The organism is Faecalicatena orotica (genome assembly GCF_003149245.1).
Classification (GTDB): domain Bacteria; phylum Bacillota; class Clostridia; order Lachnospirales; family Lachnospiraceae; genus Faecalicatena_A; species Faecalicatena_A orotica.
The window spans coordinates 178,752-191,845 of record NZ_QGDL01000001.1; the positions used below are offsets into that span (position 1 = coordinate 178,752).

The following is a 13,094-nucleotide window of genomic DNA, read 5'->3' on the forward strand; positions in this document are numbered from 1 at the left end:
ACATGAAGGAACGATTAGATGTTCTGCTGGTAAAACGAAACCTTGCAGAATCCAGAGAAAAAGCAAAGGCAATCATTATGTCCGGCAATGTATTCGTGGACGGGCAGAGAGAGGACAAGGCGGGTTCCTCCTTCCCGGAAGAAGTCCGGATCGAGGTGAAGGGGCATACGCTGCCCTATGTTAGCCGCGGCGGGCTGAAGCTGGAGAAGGCACTTGCTAATTTTGACGTTACAGTGGAAGGAAAGGTATGTACGGATGTGGGCTCCTCCACGGGCGGTTTTACAGACTGCATGCTTCAGAACGGTGCAGTGAAAGTATTTGCCATAGATGTGGGAAGAGGGCAGCTGGATTGGAAACTGCGGCAGGATGAGCGGGTGGTCTGTATGGAGAAGACGAATATCCGTTATGTGACACCTGAGGACATCGGCGAGCCGGTGGATTTTTCATCCATTGATGTCTCCTTTATCTCCCTGACAAAGGTACTGGAACCGATCCGCAATTATCTGACAGAGGATGGGGAAATCGTGGCGCTGATCAAACCTCAGTTCGAAGCAGGCCGTGAGAAGGTCGGAAAAAAGGGTGTCGTGAGGGAACGCAGTACGCACCATGAGGTCATAGAAAAAGTGGCGTCCTATGCAAATTCCATAGGATTTGAGATCTTAAATATCGACTTTTCACCTATCAAGGGACCCGAGGGAAACATCGAGTACCTGATTCATTTAAAAAAGTGTGCAGAAGGTGCACCTGAGATTGCAGTTGATCTTCAGTCTGTAGTGGACAGGGCGTTTGAAACACTGGCAAAGTAAGAGGTGGGGAATGGATAATTTTTATATGATAACGAATATGCTCAAGGACGGTGACCTCAAAATTACAAAAGAGATCATGGGCTATATCGAAAGGAATAACAGGAAGTGCATTTTATCGGAAAAGGATGAGGAAGGCCATATCATCCCCGGTACGGTGCCGAAGGGCATGGAGTGTGCACTTGTGCTTGGCGGTGACGGTACACTGATCCGCGCCGCACGGGAACTGGAAGGTCATAATATACCGCTGCTTGGAATTAATCTTGGGACGCTGGGGTATCTTACAGAAGTAGAGCTTAGAGATTATCAAAAAGCACTGGACCGGTTATTTACTACGGTACCGGATATTGAACAGCGTATGATGATGCATGGTACGGTAGAGGGACTCATAGATGATGTGGCGATGAACGATATCGTGGTGACGAGGGAAGGAAGTCTGCGTGTCGTGCATTTCAATGTCTATGTCAACGGGGAGATGCTGAACAGTTATCTGGCAGATGGTGTAATCATATCCACACCGACAGGGACTACAGGATATAACCTGTCGGCGGGCGGCCCGATTGTGGAACCGACTGCAAGCATGTTTGTGATTACACCAATCTGTTCACATGCGCTCAATACGAGCAGCATCGTTCTTTCCGCAGAGGATACGATAGAAGTGGAAATATGCGAAGGCCGTTACGGAAGGACAGAACATGCCAGCGTGACGTTTGACGGGGCAAGTACAATACCACTTGTGACAGGCGACAAGATTCTGATCAGGAAGGCACGTGAGACAACAAAGCTGATAAAACTGAGTAAAGAGAGTTTTATGAAGACTATGCGCAAGAAAATGAAAGGAAACTAGAACAATGAAGGTCAGTCGTCATGCAAAAATAATCGAATTAATTAGCCAGAATGATATTGAAACACAGGAGGAACTGGCGGAGCGTCTGAATAATGCGGGATTCAAAGTAACTCAGGCAACCGTTTCCAGAGACATCCGTGACCTGAAGCTTACCAAGGTATCAGTGGATGGCGGAAAGCAAAAATATGTAGTGCTGAGGCCCGAAGAAGACGGGATGAGTGAGAAGTATATCCGTGTACTGAAAGACGGGTATATTTCAATGGATATGGCACAGAATATTCTTGTAATTAAAACGGTCTCAGGCATGGCAATGGCAGTTGCAGCGGCAATCGACGCTATGAAATGGAAAGAAGTAGTGGGCTGTATCGCAGGGGATGACACGATTATGTGTGCGATTCGCAGTGTAGATGAGACAGTAGCTGTTATGGACAAGATTCGGAAGATTGTGTCAAAAGGGAATTAGGAAAAAAATATGTTACAATATCTGCATGTAAAAAACTTAGCATTGATTGATGAAATTGAAGTAGAATTCCGGCAGGGGTTAAATATCCTGACCGGAGAGACAGGAGCCGGGAAATCTATTATTCTGGGCTCTGTGAACCTTGCCCTCGGCGGCAGGTATAACGCAGATATGCTTCGCAGCGGCGCACAGTTCGGCCTTGTGGAGTTGATCTTTACCGCAGAGGATGAGTCTGTTGTAAAACAACTGGAGGCTCTGGATATTTTCCCGGAAGACGGGATGCTGGTGCTGTCCAGAAAACTAATGGAAGGACGTTCTGTAAGCAAGATTAACGGCGAGACGGTCAATATGAGTGTGTTGAAAGATGTAGCCAGTATTCTGATTGACATTCACGGGCAGCACGAGCACCAGGCGCTGTTACATAAAAAGAACCATCTGGCCCTTCTGGACGTTTACGCAAAGGACAAAATAGAGCCGATGAAGGCTTCTATTTCCAGAGCTTACAGGGAGTACCAGAAATGTAAAAAGGCAGTGGAAGAATCCGGTATGGATGAACAAAGCAGGCAGAAAGAAATTTCTCTGACAGAGTTTGAAGTGAGGGAGATTGAAGAAGCAGGCCTTCGGATGAATGAAGATGAGGAACTGGAATCACTCTATCAGCGTATGACAGAGAGCAGACGCTTTACGGAAGGAATCTCGGAGACTTACCAGTATACAAGTGAATCTGCCGCAGGGAACGCCAGCGACCTGCTAAGCCGTGCAATACGTGCATTCCAGGATGTCAGTGAGTGTGATGACAAGGGCGCTGCCCTGTATGAACAGCTTGTAGAGATTGACAGCCTTCTGAATGATTTTAACCGGGAACTTTCCGAATATGAAAAGAGCTTTGATTTTTCAGAGGAAGATTTTTACGAGACAGAGAACCGCCTGAACCTGATCAACCATTTAAAGGCAAAATATGGGAACAGTGTCAGTGAAATCCAGGAATATTGCCAGATCAGGAAGGAAAGACTAAACGAACTGAAAGATTATGAAAATTATATTGCTGAATTGGAAGAGAACCTTAAAAAATGCGAAAAAGAATTGGAGAAGCATTCTGTTGCATTAAGTAAAGAGAGGCAAAAGGCATCCGTTTCTTTTGTGAAAGAAATCACGCAGGGGCTGAAAGACCTGAATTTTCTCGATGTGAAGTTTGAAATGCGGCTTAACCGTCTTGAAACCTATTCTTCCAATGGAGTGGACGATGGTGAATTTTACATCTCGACAAATCCGGGAGAAGACCTAAAACCGCTGGGAAATGTGGCATCCGGCGGTGAACTTTCCAGAATTATGCTTGCAATCAAGACGGTGCTTGCGGATAAAGAGGATACGCCGACCCTGATTTTTGATGAGATTGACACAGGAATAAGCGGGATAACGGCCGGTAAAGTCGCGGAGAAGATGCACGTGATCGGAAACAGCCGGCAGGTGATCTGTATCACACACCTTCCCCAGATTGCAGCAATGGCAGATGCCCATTATCTGATTCAGAAAGAAGCAAAGTCTAATATCACAAAAACAGAAATCTCCTGTCTTGGAGAACAGGAGTCTGTCGAGGAGCTTGCGAGACTCTTAGGCGGTGCAAAAGTTACCGGCAAGATTCTGGAGAGCGCCGCGGAGATGAAAGAAATGGCAAAGCGTGAAATATAATACCAGAGTGAAAACTGCTATGTGTACACATACTAAAACGGATACCAGAGATGGTATCCGTTTTTCTTTCTAATAAGGGAAACTCCATTTTAAAAAGTGCATGTCAGTTAATTGACAGAAGCACGGGAAGGGTGTGGATGCATGGATAAGCGCTGGCAGAATCGACTGCTTGTTTTATTTTCTGCTGTTTTTTTGTCTTCGGCGGCGGGATATTTTGGGTGGATGGCGGCTGATGCTGTGGAGCAGACTGAGGTCAGCACAGAAGCAATCAGCGAAGATACTGTGCTGGTTGGCGGAATGCCGGTTGGTATCTATATGGAGACAGACGGGGTGATGGTGCTGGATACAGACCATATCAAAGGAATAGACGGTGTGGATTATGAACCGGCAGGCCATCTGGTAAAATGCGGGGATTATATTACCGGATTTAACGGGAAAAAGATTGATAATAAGAAAGAATTGATGGAATCACTGAAAGAACTCGATGAGGATGAAGTCGTACTGCAGTTAAGAAGAGATGATGAGACGATTGATGTGAAGGTTAAGCCTGTAGAATGTGAACCGGATGAGTACAAGCTGGGAATCTGGGTGAGGGACAATGTACAGGGGCTGGGAACCGTAACGTTTTTGACAGGGAACAGTGAATTCGGTGCTCTGGGGCATGGGATCCATGACACAGATACGAATGTCCTGCTGTCAATTGCAGACGGAACCCTGTACAAGACGAGCATCCATTCCATAAAAAAGGGTGAAAATGGAATTCCGGGAAGCATGGAAGGCATCATTGTCTATAACGGCTACAACAAATTAGGCACTATTGAAAAAAATACAGACGAAGGAATATATGGAAAGGTTGACAAAATCGACGAACTGTTTACCGACCAGATTCCTGTACAGACTGCGGCCAAAGAAGAGGTGGAAGTGGGCGACGCGACAATACGTTGCTTTGTCGACAATGAGGTCAAGGAATATAACATTAAGGTGACAGATATCGACTATTCCGGACGGGAAGCCAACAAGGGACTGGTGATCCAGGTGACAGACCCCGGACTCCTTGAAAAGACGGGGGGAATCATACAGGGGATGAGCGGGAGCCCCATCCTCCAGAATGGGAAACTGATCGGTGCTGTGACCCATGTATTCGTGCAGGATTCCACAAAAGGTTACGGCATTTTTATCGAAAATATGCTGGAGAATGTTGCAAGTCATAGTTTGTCGAATTAGAGCAACAAATTACCCTTGATTCTGCAATCATTGACAGATATAATAATCGAGTGGCGTTTCTCAGTCCGGGTCCTTAAGAGGAGAGAGGGATTATGGAACATTTAAACGTGGCCATCGCTGATGATAATGAGAGAATTCTGGATTTACTGGAAGAAATTATCAACATGGACAAGGAACTGAATGTGGTGGGAAAGGCTAAAAACGGTGAGGAGATGTGTCAAATCATCAGAAATCAACAGCCAGACGTGGTTTTACTTGATCTGATTATGCCGAAAATGGACGGATTAACCGTTATGGAGCAGATTAATCAGGATAAAACTATGACAAAACGCCCTGATTTTATTGTCGTAACAGCGGTTGGACAGGAAAAAATTACAGAAGATGCTTTCAACAAAGGCGCAAATTACTACATCATGAAACCTTTTAATAACGAGATGTTGTTGAATCGTATAAAAACTGTAAGAAAAGTGTTCCGGAATCACGATAAGAAAAATGATGAAATTACTGGAAATACCAATATCAGAGAAGAAGACCTGGAAAACCGTGTCACTAACATGCTTCATGAGATTGGGATTCCTGCACATATCAAAGGGTACCATTATTTAAGAGATGCAATAATGATGGCTGTTGAAGATATGGATGTACTGAATGCTATTACAAAAGTACTATATCCGACAGTGGCAAAGAAATATCAGACAACATCCAGCCGTGTGGAGCGCGCAATCCGCCATGCAATTGAAGTGGCGTGGAACCGCGGGAAACTGGATACGCTGGATGAATTGTTTGGTTATACTGTCAGCACAGGAAAGGGGAAACCGACGAACTCTGAATTCATAGCTTTGATTGCGGATACGATCCAATTGGAGTATAAGCACAGATAATTCTTCCCTTTGCTCAGAAAATGAGGTATAATAGTCAGTAATAAGGCTTCGAAGAGAACTCAAGGAAAGTGGAGGGATGTATTTATGAAAAACATTTTATTTGCATCTTCAGAATGTGTACCTTTTATTAAAACAGGTGGATTGGCAGATGTTGTCGGCTCATTGCCAAAGTATTTCGACAAGAAGGAATATGATGTCAGGGTTGTTCTGCCAAAGTATACATGCATGAACCAGAAGTGGAAAGATATGCTGGAGTATGAAAGTCATTTTTATATGGACATCGCTGGAGTCGACCAGTATGTCGGAATCTTGAAGTGTGTATATGACAAGATCACCTTTTATTTTATTGACAATGAATTTTATTTTGGCGGTTTTGCACCGTATGACGGGGATCCTAAGTGGAATATTGAGAAGTTTGCATTTTTCTCAAAGGCAGTGCTTAGTATTCTTCCGGTGATCGGTTTCCGCCCGGATCTGATCCACTGTCATGACTGGCAGACAGGGCTGATTCCTGTTTATCTGGATAACTTCCGTTATCTTGGGGAGTATTACCGGGGGATCAAGTCTGTAATGACAATACATAACTTAAAATTCCAGGGAGTATGGGACACGAAGACTGTACGCCAGATCACCGGGCTGCCGGAATATTATTTCGCTCCGGATAAGATGGAAGCATACAAAGATGCGAATCTGCTCAAAGGCGGAATCGTATATGCAGATAAAGTAACGACCGTCAGCCAGACCTATGCGGAGGAGATTAAGACTCCGTTCTACGGGGAGGCACTTGATGGATTGATGAGGGCGAGAGCCAATGATTTATGCGGTATTGTGAACGGGCTGGATTATGAAGAGTATTGTCCGTTTTCAGATACCAGGATTGCGAGAAAGTTTACCGTAGAGACTTTCAGAAAGAACAAACCTTTTAATAAGGCGGCTCTTCAGGAAGAACTCGGGCTGGAGAAAGACAATAAAGTAATGTTGATCGGAATGGTATCCAGACTGACGGACCAGAAGGGGTTTGACCTGATAGACTATGTTATGGATGAACTTTGCCAGGATGCGGTTCAGATTGTCGTACTTGGCACAGGAGATGCAAAATACGAGAACATGTTCAGACATTTTGCATGGAAATACTCAGGAAAGGTTTCTGCCAATATCTTTTATTCGGAGGAGTTATCGCATAAAATTTATGCATCATGTGATGCGTTCCTTATGCCTTCCTTATTTGAACCATGCGGGTTAAGCCAGCTTATGAGCCTCCGCTACGGAACAATCCCGATCGTAAGGGAGACCGGCGGTTTGAAAGATACTGTAGAACCCTATAACGAATTTGAAAAGACCGGAACTGGTTTCAGCTTCAGCAATTACAATGCGCAGGAGATGCTGAATACCGTCCGTTACGCAGAACGTATCTATTATGATAAGAAACGTGACTGGAATAAAATTGTAGAGCGCGCCATGAATATGGACTTTTCATGGAAGAATTCTGCAAGGCAGTACAATGATTTATATAAGAGCCTGATCGGTGAATAGAAGGGGCTGCTGCGTGAAAACGATACACAGGAGAGTAAAGGCATGAAGATTATAGACAGACTGAAAGAAGACAGGATACATATATCGTTTGAAGTATTTCCGCCAAAGACAGACGCGGGGGTTGATAATGTAATGAGGGCTACAGACAGGATTGCTGAACTTAGGCCTGATTTCATCAGCGTAACATACGGTGCCGGCGGCGGAACCAGCAGGAATACAGCGAAGATCGCGAAGCATATCAAAGAGGATCTGGGGGTCGAGAGTCTGGCACACCTTACATGTGCATCATCCACAAAGGATGAGGTGAGGGGTGTAATCTCGAATCTGAAAGAACTGGGAATAGAGAACATTCTGGCGCTCCGCGGGGACATCCCTGCAGACCAGCCGTTCCCGACAGAAGACAGGTTCCATTATGCTTACGAATTGGTTGAGGAGATTCGCAGGTCAGGTGATTTCTGTATCGGCGCAGCCTGTTATCCGGAGGGCCATGTTGAGAATGAGCACAAGGAAGATGATATCAAGTTTCTGAAGCAGAAAGTGGACAGCGGTGTTGATTTTCTGACGACCCAGATGTTTTTCGACAATGATATTCATTACAATTTTTTATACCGTATCCGTGAAGCCGGAATCACGGTACCGGTGCTGCCGGGTATCATGCCTATTACGAGTGCAAAGCAGATGAAGCGCAGCTTAGAATTATCCGGGACAGTTTTCCCAAGAAGATTTCAGGCAATTCTGGACAGGTTCGGTGATTATCCGAATGCGATGGAACAGGCCGGGATCGCATATGCAACGGATCAGATTATCGACCTGCTTGCGAATGGTGTGAAGAATATTCATATTTATTCCATGAATAAGCCAGAGACAGCAGAAGCAATTATGCGCAATTTATCAGAAATAATAAAATGCTAGGAGTTATAACAGATGGATGATATGACAAAAGAGGCCATCCGTTATCTGGGGTATGGAAAGCATGCGGTAGATGAAAGAACTCTTGCTTTGATTTCAGATTCTTTTCGGAATCTGGAGGAGACGGCAGGCAGGAAATCCATCTATCGCATCTTTGATTTCAATCAGACGGCGGATGATGAGTTTACAATAGGAACGAGTGCGATACAGAGTTCAAGTCTCGGCAGGAATCTCAAAGGATGCAGGAAAGTTATTCTGTTTGGCGCTACGCTTGGTGCCGGTGTTGACAGGCTGATTACACGTGCATCTGTCACAGATATGGCGGGGGCTGTTGTACTTCAGGCATGCGCGGCCGCTTTGCTTGAGGAATACTGTGACAGGTGCCAGACTGAGATTGGCATGGAAATGGAAAAAGAAGGGCTTCACTTAAGGCCGAGATTCAGTCCCGGATATGGAGATTTCGACATTCGCTTTCAGGCCCCGCTCATACAGATGCTGAATTGTGCGAAGACGATCGGGCTTACGATGACGGACAGTTACATGATGACGCCGACGAAATCTGTAACTGCCGTGATTGGGGCAAGTGATACGGCGGAGAAATGCCATATAAAGGGCTGTGAAGTTTGTGAAAAAAAGGATTGCATATACAGAAGATAATAAGCGGAAAGGACATCATATGATTTTAGACAGATTAGGAAAAGAACTGCTGTTTTTTGACGGCGGAATGGGAACTCTTTTGCAGGCGGAGGGGCTGAAGCCCGGAGAACTCCCTGAAACATGGAATATTACTCATGCAGAGATTGTAACAGGGATACATAAAAAGTATATAGAAGCTGGAAGCGACATCATACTGACCAATACATTCGGTGCAAATGCCTTGAAGTTTCATGACGGCAGCATGTCTCTGAAAGAGATTGTTGAGAAAGCCGTGGGGCATGTGAAGAGGGCGGCAGGACTTGCGGATGTGGACCGTGAAGTATATACGGCCCTGGATATCGGTCCGACCGGAAAGCTTTTAAAGCCTATGGGGGATCTGGATTTCGAGGAGGCCTATGAAGCATTCAAAGAAGTGGTGATATATGGCGAGGAAGCAGGGGCTGACCTGATCCATATTGAGACGATGAGTGATACCTACGAGCTGAAGGCTGCAGTGCTGGCAGCTAAGGAGAATACCTCCCTTCCGGTCTTTGTAACTACGATCTTTGATGAGCGTGCGAAACTGCTGACCGGAGCAGATGTTCCGTCGGTCACGGCACTTCTGGAAGGGCTCAGGGTAGATGCACTCGGGATTAACTGTGGTCTGGGTCCGGAACAGATGATGCCGATTCTGGAACAGATTCTGAGATATTCTTCCCTGCCTGTGATTGTAAAGCCGAATGCGGGTCTTCCCAAACAGGTAAATGGGAAAACCGTTTATGATGTTCTTCCCGAAGCGTTTGCTTCTACGATGCAGGAAATTGTCAGAAAAGGTGCTGTTGTCATCGGGGGATGCTGCGGTACAACCCCGGATCATATCCGTGCGATGACCGGACTTTGCCGGGGAATGGAACCGGTGGCTTTAAAGCCGAAGGAATGGACGGTTGTTTCTTCCTATGGGCAGGCTGTATTTCTGGGAGAAGGCTCCAAAATTATAGGGGAGCGTATCAACCCTACCGGAAAGAAGAAGTTTAAACAGGCTTTAAAAGAGCATGATATGGATTATATTCTGAAAGAGGGAATTACCCAGCAGGACAAGGGTGCGCATATTCTGGATGTCAATGTCGGACTCCCCGATATTGACGAGGCGGCTATGATGAAAGAGGTAGTGACAGAACTTCAGAGTGTGACGAGCCTGCCGCTGCAGATTGATACGGTGGATGTAAAAGCGATGGAAACGGCGCTTCGTATTTACAACGGAAAACCAATGGTGAATTCAGTCAGCGGCAAGCAGGAGTCGATGGATGCCGTATTCCCCCTGATTCAAAAATATGGAGGAGTCGTAATCGGACTTGCCCTCGATGAAGACGGCATTCCTCCAACAGCAGACGGCAGGGTCAAGGTAGCCCGCCGCATCATCGAAGAAGCCGGAAAGTATGGGATTCAGAAGAAGGATATTGTCATTGATGTTCTTGCCATGACGATCAGTTCCGAACCTGAGGGGGCTAAAGTCACGCTGGAGGCATTAAAGAAAGTAAGGGAAGGGCTGGGAGTGAATACAGTTCTGGGAGTTTCCAATATCTCCTTTGGCCTGCCAAGCCGTCCGGTTGTGAACGCGAATTTTTATACGATGGCAATGTTTAACGGCCTGAGCGCAGGCATTATCAATCCTTCTTCCGAGGACATGATGAAGTCTTATTATGCTTATCACGCACTGATGAATCTGGATAAAAACTGCGAAACTTATATATCCCAATATGCGCAGATGGCAGCCCCGGCACAGGCGGCACCATCAGCCGGACAGAGTATGCTTCTTGATACTGCCATTGAAAAAGGGCTGAAAGAAGAGGCCCATCATATTACATCAGGGCTTGTGAAAGACAGAAAGCCCCTTGATATTATCAATGAATTCCTGATTCCTGCACTGGATAAGGTTGGCAAAGGGTTTGAGAATGGTACGGTCTTCCTCCCGCAGCTTTTGATGAGCGCGGAGGCTGCAAAGGCATCGTTTGCCATATTGAAAGATGCTTTTGCATCTGATGGAGAGGTAGAAGAAAAGAAAGAAAAAATTGTACTGGCAACGGTTAAGGGGGACATTCATGATATCGGAAAGAATATCGTAAAAGTACTCCTTGAGAACTACGGTTTCGATGTCATAGACCTCGGAAAAGATGTCGCACCGGAACTAATTGTGGATACGGTGCTTAAGAAAGATGTCCGTCTGGTTGGTTTAAGTGCCCTTATGACAACAACGGTTGTAAGCATGGAAGAGACAATCAAACAGCTCAGAAAGCAGGCTCCTTCCTGCAGGGTTATGGTCGGGGGCGCCGTGCTGAACCAGGAGTATGCGGATATGATCGGGGCAGACTTTTACGGCAGGGATGCAATGCAGTCCGTTTACTATGCACAGGAACTGCTTCAGGGCAAATAATGTACTTCTTTTTATACAAGGAACTGTATTGACTATTTTTTAACATAAGGGTATAGTGATAGTGCAAAGAGAAGATATGGCGCATTATGTGCTGTTTTTTATGAATTCAGGAGGATGAGAACCTATGATGAGAGGACTGCAGACACCGGTCAGGGCGATTAGGAGACGTGTATTTACAGAGGTTGCAAAACTGGGATTTAAAGCGGACGCAGATACACTGCTGACGGATATGGAAGCAATACCTTATGAAATTGTGAATGATGATACAGAAGAGAAGTACCGCGAGAGTACATACCGCGCGCGCGCGATTGTAAGAGAGCGGTTAAGGCTTGCGATGGGGCTGTCCCTGCGCCCGGAGAATAAACCGGTGCACCTGACTGCCGGAGTGGAAGCCAGTAATATATCTGAAAAATATTATGAGCCGCCGCTTATGCAGGTAATACCATCTGCATGTGAGCGCTGTGAAGAGAATAAGTATGAAGTGAGTAATATGTGTAAAGGATGTCTGGCACATCCATGCCAGGAGGTCTGTCCAAAGGGCGCGATTTCTATGGTGAATGGGAAGTCATTCATCGATCAGGAAAAGTGTATTAAGTGTGGGAAGTGTAAATCTGTCTGTCCGTATGACGCCATTGCGAAAAAAGAAAGACCGTGTAAGAATGCCTGCGGAGTCGGTGCGATTGTGTCTGATAAGTATGGAAGGGCCTACATTGATACGGATAAGTGTGTATCCTGCGGTATGTGCATGGTCAGTTGTCCGTTTGGGGCGATTTCTGACAAGTCACAGATCTTCCAGCTGACACGTGCCCTTCAGGAAGGCGGAGAGATTGTAGCCGAGATCGCACCAGCATTTGTAGGACAGTTCGGAGACAATATCACACCGAGAAACATCAAGGCTGCCCTGCAGGAACTCGGCTTCTCAGAGGTCTATGAGGTGGCTCTGGGTGCAGATATCGGTGCAATTTCAGAGGCCCACCATTATGTGGAAAAGGTGGTGTCCGGCGAGCTTCCGTTCCTATTGACATCCTGTTGTCCGTCCTGGGCGATGATGGCGAAAAAGTTCTTCCCGGACCTGATCGACCAGATTTCACAGGAACTGACACCTATGGTTGCAACGGCAAGAACGATAAAACAAGAGCATCCGAATGCAAGAGTCGTTTTCATTGGACCATGTGCAGCCAAGAAACTGGAAGCTTCCAGAAGGACCGTGCGCAGTGATGTTGATTTTGTTGTGACTTACGAAGAACTGCAGGCAATGTTTGATGCGAAGGAGATTGACCTGACCAAATATTCCGCAGAGTCTTCCTTCCATGATGCAACGGGGGCCGGACGTGGTTATGCATGCGCCGGAGGTGTTGCGGAAGCAATTGAAAAGTGTGTCAATGAATATTATCCGGGTGTGGATGTCAACATTGAGCACGCAGAGGGGCTTGCCGAATGTAAGAAGATCCTGACCCTTGCAAAAGCAGGCAGAATGAACGGCTGTCTGATCGAGGGTATGGGCTGCCCGGGAGGATGCATTGCGGGTGCGGGAACGAACATCCCGGTAGCGAAGGCGAAGAAGGCTCTCGCAAATTACGTCAAGAACTCAACCAACAACATTCCGCCGAGTGAACTGGCTGAAATCGAACTGAAATAATATTGAAAAACCATTACAGCTATGATATGATAGGTTAGACAC

At 46.1% G+C, this 13,094-nt stretch carries 11 protein-coding genes; all 11 read left to right on the top strand.

Annotation, left to right across the window (positions count from 1 at the left end; genetic code table 11):
- Window positions 1–2 precede the first annotated feature (2 nt).
- Window positions 3–806, top strand: a complete 804-nt coding sequence (locus A8806_RS00830; RefSeq protein WP_109729266.1) for a TlyA family RNA methyltransferase — start codon at window positions 3–5, stop codon at window positions 804–806.
- A gap of 10 nt (window positions 807–816) precedes the next feature.
- On the top strand, window positions 817–1,650 hold the full coding sequence (locus A8806_RS00835) for an NAD(+)/NADH kinase (protein WP_109729267.1): 834 nt from the start codon (window positions 817–819) through the stop codon (window positions 1,648–1,650).
- A gap of 4 nt (window positions 1,651–1,654) precedes the next feature.
- The gene (gene argR, locus A8806_RS00840; protein ID WP_109729268.1) at window positions 1,655–2,113 is read left to right on the top strand and encodes an arginine repressor; all 459 of its coding nucleotides are present in this window, start codon (window positions 1,655–1,657) and stop codon (window positions 2,111–2,113) included.
- A 9-nt stretch (window positions 2,114–2,122) separates the two neighbouring features.
- Complete coding sequence (gene recN / locus A8806_RS00845) at window positions 2,123–3,799, top strand: DNA repair protein RecN (protein WP_109729269.1); 1,677 nt, start codon at window positions 2,123–2,125, stop codon at window positions 3,797–3,799.
- 141 nt (window positions 3,800–3,940) lie between these two features.
- The gene (gene spoIVB / locus A8806_RS00850) at window positions 3,941–5,023 is read left to right on the top strand and encodes a SpoIVB peptidase (protein WP_109729270.1); all 1,083 of its coding nucleotides are present in this window, start codon (window positions 3,941–3,943) and stop codon (window positions 5,021–5,023) included.
- A gap of 92 nt (window positions 5,024–5,115) precedes the next feature.
- A complete protein-coding gene (gene spo0A, locus A8806_RS00855) occupies window positions 5,116–5,904 on the top strand; it encodes a sporulation transcription factor Spo0A (RefSeq protein WP_109729271.1) in 789 nt (262 codons plus the stop codon).
- An 84-nt stretch (window positions 5,905–5,988) separates the two neighbouring features.
- Window positions 5,989–7,437, top strand: a complete 1,449-nt coding sequence (glgA, locus tag A8806_RS00860; protein ID WP_109729272.1) for a glycogen synthase GlgA — start codon at window positions 5,989–5,991, stop codon at window positions 7,435–7,437.
- A 42-nt stretch (window positions 7,438–7,479) separates the two neighbouring features.
- The gene (gene metF, locus A8806_RS00865) at window positions 7,480–8,349 is read left to right on the top strand and encodes a methylenetetrahydrofolate reductase [NAD(P)H] (protein WP_109729273.1); all 870 of its coding nucleotides are present in this window, start codon (window positions 7,480–7,482) and stop codon (window positions 8,347–8,349) included.
- Between the two features lie 12 nt (window positions 8,350–8,361).
- A complete protein-coding gene (locus tag A8806_RS00870; protein ID WP_109729274.1) occupies window positions 8,362–9,003 on the top strand; it encodes a vitamin B12 dependent-methionine synthase activation domain-containing protein in 642 nt (213 codons plus the stop codon).
- A gap of 19 nt (window positions 9,004–9,022) precedes the next feature.
- Window positions 9,023–11,413, top strand: coding sequence for a homocysteine S-methyltransferase family protein (locus tag A8806_RS00875; RefSeq protein ID WP_109729822.1), 2,391 nt, complete (start codon window positions 9,023–9,025; stop codon window positions 11,411–11,413).
- Between the two features lie 124 nt (window positions 11,414–11,537).
- Window positions 11,538–13,052, top strand: coding sequence for a 4Fe-4S dicluster domain-containing protein (locus A8806_RS00880; RefSeq protein WP_109729275.1), 1,515 nt, complete (start codon window positions 11,538–11,540; stop codon window positions 13,050–13,052).
- The last annotated feature ends 42 nt before the right edge of the window (window positions 13,053–13,094 follow it).

Bases quoted from the DNA above. Each gene is read 5' to 3' on its own strand.
- A8806_RS00830 (WP_109729266.1), top strand. From the start codon at position 3: ATGAAGGAACGATTAGATGTTCTGCTGGTAAAACGAAACCTTGCAGAA.
- A8806_RS00835 (WP_109729267.1), top strand. From the start codon at position 817: ATGGATAATTTTTATATGATAACGAATATGCTCAAGGACGGTGACCTC.
- argR (WP_109729268.1), top strand. From the start codon at position 1,655: ATGAAGGTCAGTCGTCATGCAAAAATAATCGAATTAATTAGCCAGAAT.
- recN (WP_109729269.1), top strand. From the start codon at position 2,123: ATGTTACAATATCTGCATGTAAAAAACTTAGCATTGATTGATGAAATT.
- spoIVB (WP_109729270.1), top strand. From the start codon at position 3,941: ATGGATAAGCGCTGGCAGAATCGACTGCTTGTTTTATTTTCTGCTGTT.
- spo0A (WP_109729271.1), top strand. From the start codon at position 5,116: ATGGAACATTTAAACGTGGCCATCGCTGATGATAATGAGAGAATTCTG.
- glgA (WP_109729272.1), top strand. From the start codon at position 5,989: ATGAAAAACATTTTATTTGCATCTTCAGAATGTGTACCTTTTATTAAA.
- metF (WP_109729273.1), top strand. From the start codon at position 7,480: ATGAAGATTATAGACAGACTGAAAGAAGACAGGATACATATATCGTTT.
- A8806_RS00870 (WP_109729274.1), top strand. From the start codon at position 8,362: ATGGATGATATGACAAAAGAGGCCATCCGTTATCTGGGGTATGGAAAG.
- A8806_RS00875 (WP_109729822.1), top strand. From the start codon at position 9,023: ATGATTTTAGACAGATTAGGAAAAGAACTGCTGTTTTTTGACGGCGGA.
- A8806_RS00880 (WP_109729275.1), top strand. From the start codon at position 11,538: ATGATGAGAGGACTGCAGACACCGGTCAGGGCGATTAGGAGACGTGTA.